The organism is Streptomyces sp. NPDC052299 (assembly GCF_040679335.1).
GTDB lineage: Bacteria > Actinomycetota > Actinomycetes > Streptomycetales > Streptomycetaceae > Streptomyces.
Genome location: NZ_JBFAUP010000037.1, coordinates 20,103 through 37,078, shown reverse-complemented (window position 1 = coordinate 37,078; position 16,976 = coordinate 20,103). Strand labels below are relative to the sequence as shown.

16 protein-coding genes are annotated in these 16,976 nt (G+C 71.4%); 13 read left to right on the top strand and 3 right to left on the bottom strand.

Annotated features, from left to right (window positions below):
- The first annotated feature begins 513 nt into the window (after positions 1-513).
- The 3 genes from AB0L33_RS34270 to AB0L33_RS34260 all read left to right on the top strand — a co-directional run bounded on the left by AB0L33_RS34270 (position 514) and on the right by AB0L33_RS34260 (position 2,193).
- Positions 514-1,182, top strand: coding sequence for a Type 1 glutamine amidotransferase-like domain-containing protein (locus AB0L33_RS34270; RefSeq protein ID WP_365687596.1), 669 nt, complete (start codon positions 514-516; stop codon positions 1,180-1,182).
- Between the two features lie 331 nt (positions 1,183-1,513).
- Positions 1,514-1,738 (top strand): hypothetical protein, encoded by a 225-nt coding sequence (locus tag AB0L33_RS34265; RefSeq protein ID WP_365687594.1) that lies wholly within the window; start codon positions 1,514-1,516, stop codon positions 1,736-1,738.
- Between the two features lie 26 nt (positions 1,739-1,764).
- On the top strand, positions 1,765-2,193 hold the full coding sequence (locus AB0L33_RS34260; protein ID WP_365687593.1) for a hypothetical protein: 429 nt from the start codon (positions 1,765-1,767) through the stop codon (positions 2,191-2,193).
- A 79-nt stretch (positions 2,194-2,272) separates the two neighbouring features.
- On the opposite strand, the gene AB0L33_RS34255 is transcribed toward AB0L33_RS34260, so the two are convergent.
- Together AB0L33_RS34255 and AB0L33_RS34250 are read right to left on the bottom strand one after the other, a co-directional pair.
- Positions 2,273-2,944 carry a response regulator transcription factor gene (locus AB0L33_RS34255; RefSeq protein WP_365687591.1) on the bottom strand — a complete coding sequence of 224 codons (672 nt, stop codon included), beginning with the start codon at positions 2,942-2,944 and terminating at the stop codon, positions 2,273-2,275.
- Positions 2,932-4,143, bottom strand: a complete 1,212-nt coding sequence (locus AB0L33_RS34250) for a sensor histidine kinase (RefSeq protein ID WP_365687589.1) — start codon at positions 4,141-4,143, stop codon at positions 2,932-2,934. Before AB0L33_RS34250 ends, AB0L33_RS34255 begins: the two co-directional genes overlap by 13 nt.
- A gap of 174 nt (positions 4,144-4,317) precedes the next feature.
- Here AB0L33_RS34250 and AB0L33_RS34245 point away from each other — a divergent pair, with 174 nt between their 5' ends.
- Together AB0L33_RS34245 and AB0L33_RS34240 are read left to right on the top strand one after the other, a co-directional pair.
- Positions 4,318-5,118: an ABC transporter ATP-binding protein gene (locus AB0L33_RS34245; protein WP_365687588.1), complete on the top strand. Its 801-nt coding sequence runs from the start codon at positions 4,318-4,320 to the stop codon at positions 5,116-5,118.
- A complete protein-coding gene (locus AB0L33_RS34240) occupies positions 5,115-7,871 on the top strand; it encodes an FtsX-like permease family protein (RefSeq protein ID WP_365687587.1) in 2,757 nt (918 codons plus the stop codon). Before AB0L33_RS34245 ends, AB0L33_RS34240 begins: the two co-directional genes overlap by 4 nt.
- Positions 7,872-8,133: 262 nt before the next feature.
- On the opposite strand, the gene AB0L33_RS34235 is transcribed toward AB0L33_RS34240, so the two are convergent.
- Positions 8,134-9,177 carry a helix-turn-helix transcriptional regulator gene (locus AB0L33_RS34235; protein ID WP_365687585.1) on the bottom strand — a complete coding sequence of 348 codons (1,044 nt, stop codon included), beginning with the start codon at positions 9,175-9,177 and terminating at the stop codon, positions 8,134-8,136.
- A 245-nt stretch (positions 9,178-9,422) separates the two neighbouring features.
- Here AB0L33_RS34235 and AB0L33_RS34230 point away from each other — a divergent pair, with 245 nt between their 5' ends.
- From AB0L33_RS34230 to AB0L33_RS34195, 8 genes are all read left to right on the top strand, one after another.
- Positions 9,423-9,608 (top strand): hypothetical protein, encoded by a 186-nt coding sequence (locus AB0L33_RS34230; RefSeq protein ID WP_365687583.1) that lies wholly within the window; start codon positions 9,423-9,425, stop codon positions 9,606-9,608.
- 284 nt (positions 9,609-9,892) lie between these two features.
- Complete coding sequence (locus AB0L33_RS34225; RefSeq protein ID WP_365687581.1) at positions 9,893-10,357, top strand: cobalamin B12-binding domain-containing protein; 465 nt, start codon at positions 9,893-9,895, stop codon at positions 10,355-10,357.
- The gene (locus AB0L33_RS34220; RefSeq protein ID WP_365687579.1) at positions 10,354-11,721 is read left to right on the top strand and encodes a methylaspartate mutase; all 1,368 of its coding nucleotides are present in this window, start codon (positions 10,354-10,356) and stop codon (positions 11,719-11,721) included. The genes AB0L33_RS34225 and AB0L33_RS34220 overlap by 4 nt, the downstream gene beginning before the upstream one ends.
- Entirely contained in the window at positions 11,718-12,734 is a 1,017-nt protein-coding gene (locus AB0L33_RS34215) for an asparagine synthetase A (RefSeq protein ID WP_365687577.1), read from the top strand. Before AB0L33_RS34220 ends, AB0L33_RS34215 begins: the two co-directional genes overlap by 4 nt.
- Positions 12,731-14,029 carry a glutamate synthase-related protein gene (locus tag AB0L33_RS34210; RefSeq protein WP_365687576.1) on the top strand — a complete coding sequence of 433 codons (1,299 nt, stop codon included), beginning with the start codon at positions 12,731-12,733 and terminating at the stop codon, positions 14,027-14,029. The genes AB0L33_RS34215 and AB0L33_RS34210 overlap by 4 nt, the downstream gene beginning before the upstream one ends.
- Positions 14,022-15,302: an MFS transporter gene (locus AB0L33_RS34205; RefSeq protein WP_365687574.1), complete on the top strand. Its 1,281-nt coding sequence runs from the start codon at positions 14,022-14,024 to the stop codon at positions 15,300-15,302. Before AB0L33_RS34210 ends, AB0L33_RS34205 begins: the two co-directional genes overlap by 8 nt.
- The gene (locus tag AB0L33_RS34200; RefSeq protein ID WP_365687572.1) at positions 15,295-16,707 is read left to right on the top strand and encodes an amidase family protein; all 1,413 of its coding nucleotides are present in this window, start codon (positions 15,295-15,297) and stop codon (positions 16,705-16,707) included. The genes AB0L33_RS34205 and AB0L33_RS34200 overlap by 8 nt, the downstream gene beginning before the upstream one ends.
- Positions 16,708-16,745: 38 nt before the next feature.
- Complete coding sequence (locus AB0L33_RS34195; protein ID WP_365687570.1) at positions 16,746-16,958, top strand: MbtH family protein; 213 nt, start codon at positions 16,746-16,748, stop codon at positions 16,956-16,958.
- The last annotated feature ends 18 nt before the right edge of the window (positions 16,959-16,976 follow it).

Below are 16,976 nucleotides of genomic sequence, written 5' to 3'. Positions count from 1 at the left end.
CGAGATCGATCTCGTACGCGTCCACGGTCAGCAGGCGCGCCCGCTCCTGTGCCTCTTCGCGGGTCAGATTCGTGCCAGGCACGCGGTCATCTCCTCCGTATTTCACGTTTCAGGCCCTTGGAACCGATCGTCCTGGGTGCCGCGTCGTAGGCGTCCCCCACTCGGGGACAGATCCCCTTGTTCAGTTCCATGCGCGGCAGGCAGCCCTCCCCCGGGGCAGCAGCTGCTTCGACGGAGCAGCTCGGTATCTCGAATGCAATCGCGGACCAGTCCACTCAAAGCATCGGTTCCAGGGCGACCCGGTCGCATCTTGCGGGTTGCTCAACTGACCCGATTCGACAGAGATATCAGATCAGGACTACTGCGTCTGCTCGACGGATCGGGTTCAGTGGTGAAGAGCGGACGACCCGGATCTCGCAGGCCCAGCTGGGTCGGAGATGCTTCAAGTGCTGACTCGGCCGCAGGCCCGCAAGATGCGTTGTGCGCATCTCCCACTCGTGCTTGGATTGCCTGATGAATCTTCTGTTGACGTCTACCGGTCTGTGTAATTCGTCCATTCTGGAAGCACTGCGGGACATGCTGGGAAAGCCATTGGGGTCCGCCAACGTGGTGTACGTCCCCACGGCATCCGTCGCTGTACCCGGGGATCACGGGTGGCTCCTTGAGCACATGAACCAGCTGCACAGTCTGGGCTGGAAGGAATTCGACGTACTTGAACTGAATGGCTTGCCGCGGCAGGTGGTGCTTGAGCGACTACGTCATGCCGATGTCATTTATGCCGGAGGCGGCAACCAGTATCACCTCGCCCGCAGCATCGTTGGCAATGATTTGGCAGACGGCTTTCTGGATGTCCTGGAGGACAGCGTCTATGTGGGGCTGAGCGCCGGATCCATGGTTTTCAGCCGGAATCTCACCGAACATTCTGCCGATGTCATCGGGGACGCCTCGGACCTGCATCTGCTTGGCGCGACAACCATTGAGCCGCCCTTCGGCCTCTTCGACTGGTACCTGAAACCGCACCTGTACTCGCCGCACTTCCCGGAACGGGACGACGCCTGGGCCGATCGCATCGTCGCGAAGGCGGACTTCCCGGTCTACTTCCTCGACGACGAGACAGCCATCCGCGTCCGCGACGATCAGGTGGACGTCATCTCCGAAGGCAGGTGGCGGTACCACCCGTGACACGGCACGCCGCCTGCCCGTATCAGGCACGGCGGCTCCGGCGTCCCGCGGACCGTGTCCCATGCGGTGAGGCGGGGAGCCGCCTGTTGCAACGACCGCCACCGCCGGACGGTCGCCATCCGGCCGGGTCGGGCGCGCCGATGCCGGGCCGGCTGCGGAAGAGTGCCGTCGGTGCCCGAGAGGTGTCCAGCGTCGCTGTCCCCGGATGGTGGTGCAGGCTCCACCCCGGTTCGGGTGCGGGGTGCACTGACCCGGCCCTCTCCGGCCGGGCAGCATGGAGGGGACGGCGCGGGGGTCCGCGTGACGCGCACGGAGCCGAGTAGGAGTTCTCATGGCACGTTCGACCGACTACGACGAGGACCGCGCCCCCCGGAAGGCCAGGGGGGCGTGGTACGTGCCGCCGCTGCTGGTGTTCTTCGTCGGCGCCATGCTCACGTCCGTGGTCTCGCACGCCGTGGACGACGGGGCCTACACCGCCGTGATGAGCGCGGGCTTCGCCCTCGACGCGATCGCGGTGATCTGGGCGGTCGTCCGCCGGCGCCGGTCCGCGAGCTGACGAAGCATTCAGGGAGAGAAGGCTGTATGAAGTCGTCACTGGGCATGCGGACGCGCTTATCGGCACGGCACCGGAGATGGACCGGGCTGCTGGCCGGCGGGATCATCGCCGTGCCGGCTGCACTCGGACTGACCGCCTGCGATTCCGCGCAGGACGCGCTGGATCGGGGCGACCTGTGCCTCGACATCCTCGACGTCGCGCTCTTCGACCCGAACCCGTCGAGCGCGGACGAGGCCCGCAAGGACGTACGGGACCGGGCGGACAGGATAGACAAGATCGCCGAGAAGGCCTCCGACGACAAACTGCGCGACGCCGCGGAGAAGACCGCGAAAGAACTGCGGGCCGCCGCGGAGGAGGACCTGAAGGCCGGATCGGTCTCGGAGTACGTGTCGGAGCAGAACGGCCGGCTGAAGTCGCTGCGCAAGACGTGCACCGACATCGGTGACTTCGGCTGAGACCACCATTGCTGAGCGGGGGAGTCCGGCACCGCGCGAGACAGCCCCGGCACTCGTCGCGGGCGGCTTCTCGTTCCGTCTAGCGCGTCGCTTCGCCGGTGATGTTGTTACCCAGGTACGCGAGGACCGCCAGGACGCGGCGGTGGACGCTGGTGTCCTCCGCCGGGAGGTTCAGTTTGTCGAAGATCCCCCGGATGTGTTTGCTGACGGCCCGTTCCGTGACGAACAGTTTCTCGGCGATGGCCGCGTTGGCCAGCCCTTGGGCCATCAGCTCCAGTACCTCCTGCTCACGAGCGGTCAGCCCGTCCAGGGACCGGCTCGATGCACGCTGCTGGATGATCACGTTGACCACTTCCGGGTCCAGCGCCGTGCCGCCCTCGGTGATGCGCTCCAGGGCGTCCAGGAACTGCTCGACCCGGCCCACCCGGTCCTTGAGCAGATAGCCGATCCCGCGCGCACCGAGGGCCAACAACTCTGCCGCGTAAGCCTGTTCGACGTACTGCGAGAGCACGAGAATGGGCAGGACCGGGAATTCCTGCCGGGCCGTGACCGCCGCGCGCAGCCCCTCGTCGCGGAAGCTCGGCGGCAGCCGCACGTCCAGGACGGCCGCGTCCGGCCGGGTGCGGCGCAGCATCGGCATGATCTCCGGCCCCGCCACGCACGTCGCCACCACCTCGTGGTTGTTGTGCGTCAGGAGCAGCGTCATGCCCTCCCGGAGCAGCGCGTTGTCCTCCGCGATCAAGATCCGCATGGCAGCTCCACCTTCATCCTCGTCGGCCCCCCGGGAGGGCTGGTGATCTCGGTCGTGCCGTCGAGCGCTGCGATCCGGCGGCGTATGCCGAGCAGCCCGCTTCCTCCGTGTTCCTCGGCGCCGCCGCGCCCGTTGTCGGTGACGACGACCTGAAGTGTCCCGTCGGCCCTGGTGAAGCGTACTGAGGCATGGGTGGCCCCACTGTGCTTGCGGATGTTCGTCAGACACTCCGCGATCACGAAATAGACAGCGGCCTCCACGGCCGCCGGCAGCCGGTGACCGGTCTCCACGGCCGCCAGGTTCATCTCCACCGGGATGTCCGCGGAGACCGCGAGCGTGCGCACCGCCCCGGCCAGACCGCGGTCGGTGAGAACCGGGGGATGCACCGTACGGACGATGCCCCGCAGAGCCGCCAGCGTGGCGTCGATCTCCTCCTGGGCCTCGTCCAGCCACCGCGTCGCGGTGTCCGGGTCGCTCTTGACCTGCTGGCGCGCCAGCCCAACCCGCATGGACAGCGCCACGAGCTGGGCCTGCACCCCGTCATGGAGGTCCCGTTCGATGCGGCGGAGCTCGGCGCTGTGTGACTCCATGGCCCCGGCGCGGGACTCGGAGAGCTCCGCCACGCGTTGGCCGAGTTTCGCCGATGGCGACGGTTTCAGGAGCGCGGCCGTCCACCGGGCCTGGGCGTCCGCCAGATTCTCGAACACCGGCAGGAGCAGGGCACGCGGCGGCTCGGGAGCCTCCTCGAAGGCCGAGGTGCCCCGGCGTTCGCCCGTCCGGCGGAACGCGGTCGCCGTTCCGTCGACGAGCAGTGCCACCGGCCACAGCACCAGCACGACGGCGCTGAAGCCGAGGATGCTGAGGGTGGCGTACGGCAGCCAGAGCGCGTCCCGCCACGTGCCGGGGTCGGTGAGCGCCAAGCGCACCCGGTCGCCGGGCGAGCCGTCCAGCGGCAGATACAGCTCCGGAACCGGCTTGCCGAGCCAGCCGCCCGCCCGCCCCCTTTCGTATCCGGCGAACCGCCGCAGCACACGCACGATCTCCGGCCAGGCCGGCGCCCCGACGACGGCCAGTGTGAAGAACACCCCGGCCGGGACCGCGAAGCAGCCCAGGAATGCCGCCATGGCCACCGGCAGCCCGAAGAACAGGTGGCAGGAGGCCTGCCAGGACCGTTGGAGCTGGGAGGAGCGATGCGCCATGAAATCACCGTAGTTGGCCGTGGGGGTCCCGGTCGGTGGGCTCATCTGCCCAGAGCCGGGTGGTGCTGGCTGAACCCGAACACGGGTGGGTGCTCCATCGTGTCGCCGCTGGTCACGGACCTACCGTCACCACAGAGGCGCGGCGACCGGAAGGCGAAAACAATGGCACTTCGCATGAGGAGAAGGACTTCCGGGCTCGTCGGCCCGGCGCGCGCGGCGGGCCACGACAGGGCGGGCGACCACGCGCTCACCCTCGAATCCGTCACCCGGCGCTACCGGCGCGGCGGACGGGACTTCCACGCGCTGGACAACGTGAGCATGGACGTGCCGTCGGGCCGCTTCCTGGCGGTCATGGGCCGCTCCGGCTCCGGCAAGACCACCTTCCTGCAGTGTGCCGCCGGACTCGACCAGCCCACCTCCGGCACCGTACGGGTCGGCGGCACCGACCTCTCCCAGTTCTCCGAGGCCGCGCTCACCCGCCTCCGCAGGGACCGGATCGGCTTCGTCTTCCAGTCCCTCAACCTCGTACCGTCGCTCACCGTCGGCGAGAACACCGCCCTTCCGCTGCTGCTGCGCGGCATGAGCCCTCAAAACCCCGCCGTGCGCGAGCGCGCCCTCAGCGTGCTGGCGGCCGTCGGCCTCGGCGACCGCGCGGACGACGCTCCGCTCCGCCTCTCGGGCGGCCAGCAGCAGCGCCTGGCCATCGCCCGCGCCCTGGTCACCGACCCCGCCGTGATCTTCGCCGACGAACCGACCGGGGCACTCGACCCGGTCACCGCCCGCGAGGTGCTGCGGCTGCTACGGGAGGCCGTGGACGGCGCCGGCCACACCGTGGTCATGGTCACCCACGACCCGCAGGCGGCCGCCTGGACCGACGAGGCGGTCTTCATCGAAGCGGGGCGCGTCGTCGCCCGCGAGGCCCGTCCCGAGCCGGCGACCGTGGCACGGCGGATCGCCGGGCTCGGGGAGCGATGACCGTGGCCGTCGACACCCTGCCGCCCGCCGGCCGCACGGGGGCCCGGAAGCGGCACGGGGAGTCGGTCGGGCGTGTCAGGCGCACCGCCCGCTTCCTCGCCCGCCGCTCCATGCGGCTGCACCGCAAGGCGTGGGCCGCGGTCTTCGCCGCCCTCGTGCTCACCGCGCTCCTCCTCGGCAGCTTCGCCCTGGCCACCCTGTCGGCGTTCGTGGGCCACGCCCACGTCGAGCGGTACGCGGCGACCACCGCCGTCGTCGCCGCCGACCAGACCACCCGCTACCGGGCCAAGCCCTGGGGCGACCCGATGACCACGGTCACCCAGTCGCTCACCGAACGCGTCCGCGTCCCGGCCGCCGTCGTGGACCGGCTCGCCGAGGTGCCCGGCGTGCGTGCCGCAGTCCCGGACAGCAGCTTCCCGGTCGCGCTCGCCCGACCCGACGGCCGGGGCGTGCCAGGACCGGACAGCGACTCCGGGACTGCGCCCGTGTACGGCCACGGCTGGCCGACGGCGGCGCTCGCCCCGTTCACCCTGCGCGCCGGCAAGGCGCCCGCGGGGGCCCGCCAGGTGGCCGTCGACGGCGATCTGGCCGCACGCGCGGGCGTACGCCCCGGCGACCGGCTCCGGCTCCAGGTGCTCGGCGCGCCCGCCGGTTACGTGGTCTCCGGCATCGTCGCCCCGAAGGGCGAGGCGGACGACGCCGGGCTCGACCACCAGGGCGCGGTCTTCTTCACCGAGGGCGAGGCCGCCCGGCTGTCCGGCCACCCCGGCACCGTCGACGCCATCGGCGTGCTCGCCGACGACGGCGTCAGCGTGCACGAGCTCCACCCCGGCCTGCGCAAGGCCCTGTCCGGTGAGGAACCGGCCCGGGACGCCGTCGCCGGCAGCCGGGACCCGCAGGACAGCTCGCTGCTGCGGGTCCTGACCGGCAACGGGCGCGGCCAGACGGAGTTCCTGGACGCCGCGCCGAGCCGGTCCGGCCTGCTCGACCTGCTGGCCATGCTGTGCGCGACCGTCGTCATGATCGCCGTGCTCGTGGTGGCCGGCACGATCACCCAGGCGGTCCACCAGCGGGCCCGCGAGCTGGCGCTGCTGCGCGCGGTCGGCGCGACCCCCTGGCAGCTGCGGGCGACGGTCGCCCGCGAGGTGACCGGCGTCGCCACCACGGCGGCCGTGGCGGGCGCGGTCGGCGCCGTCCCGGTCTTCCTGATGCTGCTGTGGATGCTGCGCGAACGGGGCGCCGTCCCCGTCGGGCTCGAACTCCCGGTGCTGCCCTGGATGTTCGCGACCCCGGTCCTGACTGCCGTCCTGACCCTGGTCGTGGCCCGGGTCGCGGCCGCTCTGGCCTGCGGCCGCATCGCCAGGATCCGTCCCGCCCAGGCGCTCGGCGAGGCCCGGAGCGAACCGGGCCGGCCCGGCCGGGGCCGCAGCGTGACCGGCCTCGTCGTGCTCTTCGCCGGCCTCAGCTCCGCGGGCACCGCCGCGTTGCAGTCGGGCGAGATGGCGGCCATGGCCGCGGGCAGCGCGGCCCTCGCCCTGGTGATCGCCTGCGCGCTCCTCGGCCCTTGGATCGCCCGGGGCGCCATGCGCCTGCTCGCGCCGCCCGCCCGGAAGCTCGGCGGTGCCGGGGGCTACCTCGCCGCCGCGTCCACCACCGCGAACTCGCGCCGTCTGGGGGCGGCCGTCACCCCGGTCGTCCTGGTCGTCGCCTTCGTGGGCGTCCAGCTCGCGGCGGGCGCCACGATGGACCACGAAGGCAGCGCCCAGGCCCGGCAGGCGATGCGCGCCGACCTCGTCGTGACCACCGAGGACGCCGGACTGCCCGCCGACGCCGCCCGCCGGGTGGCCGGGGTGCCGGGCGTCGTGGCCGCGACGGGCGCGCTCCACAGCACGATCGTCCTCGCCAGGAAGGAGGCCGGCGACCCCGTCCTCGAACGGCTCCCGGTGGTGGGCGTCACGCCCGGCGCGCTGCCCGCCACGCTCGACCCCGACGTCACCTCCGGCTCCCTGAAGGACCTGCGCGAGGGCACCGTCGCGCTCGGCTCTGCCCGGGCCGACGCCCTGGGCGCCGGAGTCGGCTCCACGGTGCGGCTGCGCTACGGCGACGGGGTCACCGCCTCCCTGCGGGTGGTCGCGGTCTACGAACGGGACCTCGCGCTCGGCGACTTCCTGTTTGCCCGCGAGGCGCTGGCGCGTCACGTGACCGCGCCGCTGGACACCCGCATCCTCGCCCGGGCCGCCCCGGACGCCGACCGGGACGACGTGCGGGAGGCGGTGGACAAGGCGCTCTCCGATGCCGTGCTCGGCGCCAGGGTGACCGCGCACCCGAGCCCGGAGCACCTCCAGTCCGAGGACCGGGGCGCGAGCCAGGTGCTCACCACTGTGGCCGTCGCCGTCGTCGGCGGGTTCACCGTCGTCGCCGTCCTCAGCACCCTGGTGCTGATCGTCATCGGACGCCGGCAGGAGCTGGTCCTGCTCCGGCTGGTGGGCGCGGGGCGCGGCCAGGTCCGGCGCATGCTGCGGGTCGAGGCGGCGATCGTGATCGTCGCCGGACTGGTGGTCGGGGCGCTGGCCGCCCTCATCCCCCTAACCGCGTTCAGCCTGTCCGTCACCGGCTCGCTGCCGTATCTGCCGCCGGTCCAGGTGGCGGCCATCGTCCTGATCGTCGTTGTGACCGTGGCCGCGGGCACCCTCCTGCCGGCCCGTCCGGCGCTGCGCCGCCGTCGTCGCCCGGTAGCCCTGCAACGTTTCTGACTCACAGTCACATTCTGTGCGCCACCTGCGCAATTCTCGCGATGGCCCTCACCCTGCGCCGAATCCGCCATCGGATGGCCGGAAAGCAACTGGTTTCGCGGGAGGACCGGGAAAGGAGTGCCAGTCATCCGGCCATTCCACCGGCGAAAAACGGGTTCACGTTCCTTCGGTGGAGGGTGCAGGGGCCATGGAAAGAATCGGGTGTAGGGGCCATGGAAAGAGTGGTCCATGGCCCCGGTCTACCCGCCCTCGCAACCGGACGTCATTGTGGTTCGGGCGACGCTTCCAGGTGCAGGCCCATCTCGTTGATGAGAAATCCGGCCTGGAGGCGGCTGCGGGCTCCGATCTTGTCCATGATGTCGGAGACATGGCGCTGGCAGGTGCGCAGCGAGATGCCCATGCGGCGGGCGATGGCACGGTCCTCAAGGCCCTGGATGAGCATGCGGACGATGGCCAGCTTCATGTCGTCGGAGATCGCGAGGACCCGTTCCTGGCTGTACCTCTCGGGAAACGGAGTGGCGCTGGTCCAGGCTCGTTCGAAGGCGCCGATGGCGAAGTCGAGCAGGCCGGGGTCGGTCAGCAGCAGGGCGCCGACCTCGCTGTCGCGCATGGCGATGACGGCGGCGGTCTGGTCGAAGGCGAGCATCCGCATGAAGCCGTCGCCGAGGGTGCGGATCTCGGCGCCGAGCTGCGAGACGTGTTCCACGTACTCGACCGTCACCGTACTGAACTGGGCGGTGTGCTGGTACAGCGTGCGCATCCGCACGCCTCGGCCCAGCACGCTCTCGGTCCTGGCCAGCGACTCCTTCAGCACCTCGTCCTTGCGGGCGCCGCCGGGCTGCGAGGTGAGGATCTCGTGCTTGGCCTCGGCCGCCAGTTCGGTGATTACCGCCCGCACCTCGTCGAGGTCGTCCAGCGCCTTCACGCCGCCCGAATTCCCCGCCGCCGGCCGGGCCAGGTCGTAGACCCGCTGGAAGGCGGCCAGCCGTTCCCTGGCCGCCTCCACCTGGCTGCCGCACTCGTTGAGCCGCCGCTCGACGGGGGCGAGCAATTCACCGGACGCGGCCTCCGGAATGCCTGCGACCAGCATCCCCGGTCGGGTGACCGACCGCTTCAGCAGCCGGAGTTCGAGGAGCCGGTCGACGACGGCCCCGCCGTCCGGTCTGTCGGCCGGATCGAAGCGGTCGCGTAATTCGTCGCCGTCGACCTGCTGATGTTCCACCACGTGCTGAAAGACCTCGAGCGCCTCGGAACCGAGCTGTTGGAGTATTGAGGTGACGTCGGACTCCGCGTGGCTGAATTTCATAACTCCCCACTCAACGTCGAGAATCGCTGCTGCGGCAGCAGCGTCAAATGATATCGCTCAGGCTTTGGTTGTACAGGTTGACGAAGAATGGCCGATATGACCGTTTTGTTGTGTTACGGGGCCCTCGCATCTGCGTCATGGCGTACTCACGAGCCTCTGCTCCCCTTCACAGGCTTTCCGGCCGGGCGAAAAATCAAATGTGCCGGGAACAAGCCGAACGGCCACCAAGAAGCCGAGGGGAAACGATGAACCGCAGGATGCCCGTTGCCGTCGCCGTATTCATTGCCGCAGCATTTGCCGTGCCGGGTTTCATCTTCTCCGCCGGATTCTCCGGTCAGCACCCGACGAGCGCCGACAGCACTCCCGGTCCCACCGCCACCGTTCAGCCCACGGCCACCCCCAGCCCCAACGGCGACCTGGGCTGGGGCTGATCGCCCGCCCCCGCACCATCACTACCGGGGAGCGCGGCTCAAGCCGCCCCCGCACCGTCCGGCCGACTGCCCGGCCGGACGCCGCCGGGCACCGCAGAAAGACTGACGGACCGGAACAGGCGAGCGCGGAGTCACGGATGACGACCTGCATTTCCGTCCGGTTCTCCGCCACCCGATACACGAGCACCGTTCTTCCGGCGTCGCGCCGGCCATACCACCAAGCCACCCGCGCCGGTGTGATCCGCCGGTCCGGCCTGCCCGAAATCTACGAGTGAGAGTCGATCATGGAGTTGGCGACCCCGCCCTGCCCACCCCCAGCCGAGGCTCCGCCCCGCCTCGATGTGCTGGTCACCAGCGTGGCGTCCGACGCGCACACCTGGAACCTGATCTACCTGCAGCTCCTGCTGGAGGAGTCGGGGCACCGGGTGACCAACCTCGGCGCCTGCGTACCGGACCAGCTGATGGTCGACGAGTGCCGAACCCGGCGCCCCGACCTGATCGTCGTCTCGACCGTCAACGGCCACGGCTTCAACGACGGCCGCCGCGTGGTGCGCCGACTGCGCGACTGCGCGGAGCTGCGCACCACGCCCATCGTGATCGGCGGCAAGCTCGGCATCACCGGAGGCGAACACGACGGACACGTGGACGAGCTCGTAAAGGCCGGGTTCGACGCGGTGTTCGAGGAGAGCGCCGGGATCGTCGGCTTCCGCGACTTCGTCCGCGCGCTGCCCGCCGGCGTGCCGCGGTGAGCGCCCCGAGCGGTGCTCCGACACGAAACCGGACCCGCGACGGCTTCGGCGGTTTCGTCCGGGCCGCGCGGAGCTCGGGCCGGCTGGTGGTCCAGCCCCGAATGGGCATGAGCGATCCGCAGGCGATGAGGGAGGGGTTGCTCGCCACCCGGCAGGCCGCCGCGACCACCGTCGGCACCATCACGCTGGACAGCTACACCAGGGTCGGCGCCCACGAGACGGCCCGCCGGGCACTGGCCGACGGCGTCGCGCTGAACGGCTACCCGATCGTCGCCTACAACACCGCCACCACCGGCGCGGTCACCGAGGGGATCGCCGGCGCCGCCTTCCCGGTGCAGGTCCGGCACGGTTCGGCCGCCCCGCAGGACATCTTCCAGGCCCTGGTCGCGGTCGGCCTGACCGCGACCGAGGGCGGCCCGGTCTCCTACTGCCTGCCCTACAGCCGCACCCCGCTGACGCAGTCGGTCGCCAACTGGCGCCACTGCTGCGAGCTGCTGGCCGGGCTGCGCGGGTCCGGCGAGGAGCCGCACCTGGAGAGCTTCGGCGGCTGCATGATGGGACAGCTCTGCCCGCCCTCGCTGCTCATCGCGATCAGCGTGCTGGAGGCGCTCTTCTTCCGGCAGCACGGACTGCGCAGCGTCTCGCTCAGCTACGCCCAGCAGACCCATCCCGGGCAGGACGAGGAGGCGGTCACCGCGCTCGGCCGGATCGCCGGAGAACTGCTGGCAGGTCTCGACTGGCACATCGTCATCTACACGTACATGGGCGTGTACCCGCGCTCACCCGGCGGCGCACGACTGCTGCTGGACGAGGCCGCCCGGCTGGCGGTGCGGACCGGAGCCGCCCGCCTCATCGTCAAGACCGCCGCCGAAGCGCACCGGATACCGACCATCGCGGAGAACGTCACGGCGCTGGAGTCGGCCTCGGCCGCGGCCGAAGCCGAGCGGCTCGCCCCGATCGGCACCCCCGTCCAGGACACGGGCGTCCACGCCGAGGCCAGGGCCCTGATCGACACCGTGCTCGACCTGGACCCGGACATCGGCCAGGCCCTGATCAGCGCCTTCGCGCTCGGCCTGCTGGACGTCCCGTACTGCCTGCACCCCGACAACGCCGGGCGCACCCGCAGCTACCTGGACTCCGCCGGGCGCCTGCACTGGTCCGACACCGGCGCGATGCCGGTCCGGGGCGCCGCCCGGAGCGCCGGCGGCCGTCGCATGACCGCCGCAGACCTGCTGACCTCGCTCTCCCACGTCGAGCGCACCTACGACCGCAGGGCCCTGGAGACCGCACCGCGCGCGCATCACCGCTCGGCCGCACTGACCCACCGGCAGACCATCCACCCGTCAGAGGAGTACACCCGATGACCACCACCATGCCCCCGAACCCGGGCACGCAGGGCCTGCTGCCCCCGGCCGATCCGCGGCTGCACCTCACGTCCCCCACCACGACCACGGTCCTGCGGATCCAGCAGCGGATGCTGGCGGCCGCCCGCGAGTACCTCACGGGGGCCGGGTTCGCCGAGATGCTGCCGCCGATCATCGGCCCGGTGACCGACCCCGGCATCCGCGGCTCCAAGCAGGTCGAAGTGGACTACTACGGCCACAAGTACAAGCTGATGACCAGCGCGATCCTCTACAAGCAGGCATCGCTGCTGGCCTTCGACAAGATCTTCTGCATCGCTCCCAACGTCCGTCTGGAGCCACTGGAGACCGCCAGTACCAGCCGTCACCTGGCCGAGTTCCACCAGATCGACGTGGAGATGGCCGGCGCCTCCCGCGAACAGATCACCCAGGTCCTGGAGGAGCTGGTCCGGCACATCGTGCGGCGCGTGGTGACCGAGTCGGCGGCCGATTTCGAACGACTCGGACGCGACACGAGCGTCTTCACCGCGCTGCTCACCCAGGCATTCGGACACCGGACCCACGCCCAGGCGGTGGCCGAACTGCGCGAGCTGGGACACCCGCAGAGCGAGGACGCCGAGATCGACTGGACCGGCGAAGCGCTGCTGTCCGGCCGCTCGCCGCAGCCGTTCTTCATCACCGACTACCCCAAGGGCTCCCGGGGCTTCTACGACCGGGAGAGCGCCACCGACCCCGGCGTGCTGCGCAACTTCGACCTGCTCGCCCCCGACGGCTACGGCGAGCTGTGCAGCGGCAGCGAGCGGGAGTTCGACTACTCACGGATCGTCACCCGGATGCGGGAGACCGGCGAGAACCCGGCGAAGTACGGCTGGTACCTCCAGCTGGTGCGCGAGGGCATCCCGGCCAGCGCCGGCTTCGGCATCGGTGTGGAGCGCTTCACCCGCTACCTGGCCGGTCTGGACAGCGCCTGGCAGGCCAACGCCTTCCCGAAGCTGCCCGGGGTGGTGTCCCCGTGACCGGCCTGAGCACCAGGGGCTTCCCGGAGGAGCAGGTCCGCGAGCGGGCCCGGCTCGGTGCGGCGGCCGCCTTCCCACCCCGACAGGACTACGGCCACGTGCTGTTCGGCGCAGAGCCCGGCACCGTCCACCACGACCCGCTGGACGCACTGCGCCTGATCCCGCCGGTCTTCATGCCGCAACGGCTGGAGAAGCTGATCGAGCTGGGCCGCGAGCCGCTCCACACCGACGTCGCGCTCGACACCGTGATCGGCGGCCTCCGCTCCACCCTGCCGGTCTACCTCTCCGCCTTCGGCTCCACCCGCGCCGCCGGGACCGAACAGGTGCTCGCGGCCGCCCGGCAGGCCGGCCGGCTGGGCATCCCGCTGGTGATCGGCGAGAACATCGTCCCGATGACCGGCTACCGCTCCGGTGCGACCACCCAGCGCTCGGTGCTCGGCCGGATCACCGCCTACCTGGACGAACTGCCGGACGACGTCGGCGGCGTGGCCGTGCAGCAGAGCACCGAGGACGCCGACGCCGAGGTCTGGAACCTGGTCTACAGCGACCCGTCCTCACAGCCGCTGCTGGAGAGCGGCCGGCTCGCCTTCGAGCTCAAAGTGGGCCAGGGCGCCAAGCCGGGACTGGGCGGCATGACGGTGCTGGACCGCGCCGCCGCCGCCCGGGTGGACGAACAGTTCGCCCTGGACCCGGTCTTCGGCGCCGACGCCGACCTGGTGCTGCGCAGCGGCAGTCCCGGCACCTTCACCCAGGAGATCCTGCGCCAGCAGATCCGGCTGATGCGCAACAACTTCCCCCGGGTCAAGGTATGGGTCAAGCTGCACCCCGGCCGGGACGTCGCCCACGCGGCGGCCACCGCCTGGGCGGCCGGCGCCGACGCCGTCACCGTGGACGGCGCGGAGGGCGGCACCGGCTGGGCGCCGACCGCCACGATCGCCCAGCTCGGCCTGCCGCTGGGCGAGTGCCTGGCCAGGATCGGCAACCGAGGACAGTGCCTGCTCGCCTCCGGACGGATGTGGGAGGGCACCCGGGCGGTCAAGAGCCTGGCACTCGGCGCCACCGCCGTCGGACTGGGCCGGGCTGCCTTGGTCGCCGTGGACGAGGACCCGGAAGCCGGCCTGACCCGGCTCGTGGAATGCCTCGCACTGGAACTGCGGCTGCTCACCAGCGCGCTCGGCAAGTACGCGCCCGCGGCACTCGGCACCGAGGACCTCTGGCCGACGCCCGGAGCCCCCGCCCGGACGGCCGAAGCCCCGTCCGCCGACGACCGCGAGCAGGTGCTCGCCCGTGGTTGACGCCCTCATTCCCGACAAGACCGAAGCCCGGCGCGACCGGGGCCCCCTGAGCGCGCGCTACCTGTCCTTCACCGGGGCCATGGGCTTCTCCCAGCTCGGCGACGCCGCCTGGTTCGTGGCGCTCACCTGGACCCTGGTGCGGGAGGCCGGCCCGGCCACCTCGGGCGCGGTGCTGGCCCTGGCCAGCCTCTCCCGGCTGGTGGGGCTGCTCGGCGGCGGCGTGGTCGCCGACCGGAACGGGCCGCGCCGCGTCATGGTGCTCACCGACCTGCTGCGCTGCGCCGTGATGCTGGCCGCCGCCCTGCTCACCCTGCTGGTCGACGCCCCGGTCCCGATCCTGCTCGTCGCCGCCACCCTGCTGTCCTTCCTCGGCGCCTTCTTCGTACCGGCGTCCGGTGTGGTCCGCCCGCTGCTGCTGGAGGACGAGCACCTGGTCCGCGGCAACGCCCTGTACGTGCTCGGGCTGCGCGGCGGCCAGGCGGCCGGCGGGCCGCTCGGCGCCTGGCTGATCGCGGCCGGCGGAGTGCCCCTGGTGGCGCTGGCCAACGCGGTCAGCTACGTGGTCTCGGCGGCGGCCTCCTGGCGGGTCCGGTACCTGCGCGAGCCGACGGCCAAGCCCGGTACGGCGGACCAGCCGTCCACAGCCGATGACACGGCCGAACGCCCCAACTTCCGGCGGCAGTTGCTCGAAGGATTCGGCTACGTGCTCCACGAGTCCCGGATCCGGACGCTCATCCTGGTCATCGGGCTGACCGAGCTGGCCTGCGCGCCGCCCGTCAACATCGGGCTGGTACTGCTCGCCAAGCAGCTCGACGCCGGCGCCGACGGCGCGGGCCTGCTGCTCACCGCGTACACGGTCGGAGCGGTGGCCAGCTCCCTCATCAACATGGCCTGGCCGCCCAAACGGCGCGCCGGACTCTCGCTGATCCTCGGCACCCTGGCCGCCGGGATCTGTCTGGCCTGCTTCGGCCTGATCGGTTCGTTGTCGGGCGCCCTGCTGCTCTACGCCGTACTCGGCGCGGTGACCGGACAGTTCAGCGTGGTGCTGATCTCGATGATCCAGCGCTGGGCCGACCCGGAGATGCGAGGGCGGGTGATGTCGGTGATGTCGCTGATGATCTTCGCCGCCGTGCCGCTGTCGAACCTGGTGGTCGGCCTGCTGATCCAGCTGCTCGGCTTCGCCGCCGCGATGTACGCCTTCGCGGCCGTGGCGGTCGCGGCGACCGCGGTCGTCGCCACCACCACATCACTCAGGAGCGCCCGCCTTGACTGACACCACACACCACAGGGCCTTCCCCGCCACACATCACAAGGCCTTCCCCGCCATCCCCGAACTGCACGCCGGACTGAGGGCCGGCCGGCTCACCAGCGTGGCGCTGACCCGGCGCTGCCTCGACCGGATCACCGAGGTCAATCCGCTGGTCCGGGCCGTCCTCGCGGTGGACGAGACCGCGCTGGACCAAGCCGCCGCCTCGGACCGCCGGCACGCGGCCGGCGCCGCACTCGGCCCGCTGGACGGCATCCCGGTCCTGGTCAAGGACAACATCGACACCGCCGGGCTGGCCAGCACCGCCGGCTCGCGGCTGCTGGCCGGACGCCCGCCGCGGCGCGACGCCGAGGTGGTGAGCAGACTCCGGGCGGCGGGTGCCGTGATCCTCGGCAAGACCAACCTCTCCGAGTGGGCCAACTTCCGCTCCACCCGGGCCACCGAGGGCTGGTCGGGAGTCGGCGGCCAGACCTGCAACCCGTACGGCGCCAACCGCAGCCCCGGCGGCTCCTCCTCGGGATCCGCGGTTGCGGTCGCCACCGGGATGGCGCCGCTGGCCCTCGGCACCGAGACCGACGGCTCGGTCGTCGCACCGGCCGGCCTCTGCGGGGTCGTCGGCGTGAAGACCGAGACCGGTCTGCTGCCACTGGACGGCATCGTGCCGATCTCGCAGGTGCAGGACACCGTCGGACTGCTCGCCGCCCGGCTGTCCGACGCCGCTCTGACCCTCGCCGTCCTCACCGGCCGGCCCCCGCCGGAGGACGACGTGCCGGACGGACTGAGGCTCGGCCTGTGGCGAGTGCCCCGGATGCCGGGCGAGACCGAGACCGTACTCAAGTCGGCGACCGAGGAGCTGCGGGCCGCCGGAGTGACGGTACTGCCCGTCGACTTCGCCGTGGAGCGGCAGACCCTGGAGGACGGACTGCTCGCGATGTACGCCGAGTTCCGTCCCAGTCTGGAGGCGTACCTGCGCGACCGGGACGGCGCCCCGCAGACCCTGGCGGCGCTGATCGAGGGCAACCGGGCCGATCCGGTGGAGCTCTCGCTGTTCGGCCAGGACCTGTTCGAGCAGGCCCAGCTGCTCGGCGAGGAGGAGCGCGAACGCGCGGTACACGCCCGTGACCGCTCGAAGCAGCAGGCCAGGGCCCTGATCGACGGCACCCTGCGCGAGCACCGCATCGACGCCCTGCTCGCGGCCACCAACGAGCCCGCTCCCCGGATCGACTACGAGCTCGGCGACCCGGGCGCCCCCGGCAGCTCCACCCCGGCGGCCCTGGCCGGCTACCCCAACCTCACCCTGCCGCTCGACCGCCGAGGGGGACTGCCGGTCGGCGTGTCGGTGTTCGGCCCACCCGAGACATCCCGGCTGCTGCCGGTGGCGCTGCGGATCGAGCAGGCATGGGCGGACTGACGCCCGTCCACAAGGTAACCCACCCCACGGAGGACACCATGAGCAACCCCTTCGACAACGAGGACGGCACCTTCCTGGTGCTCACCAACCACGAGAACCAGCACTCGATCTGGCCCGCCGCCATCGACGTGCCGGCCGGCTGGCACGTGGTGAAGGAGAGCGACACCCGGTCGGCCTGCCTCTCCTACATCGAGCAGCACTGGACCGATCTGCGACCGGCCGGCCTGATCTCCCAGACCGCCCAGCACTGACCTCGGCACCACCGACTG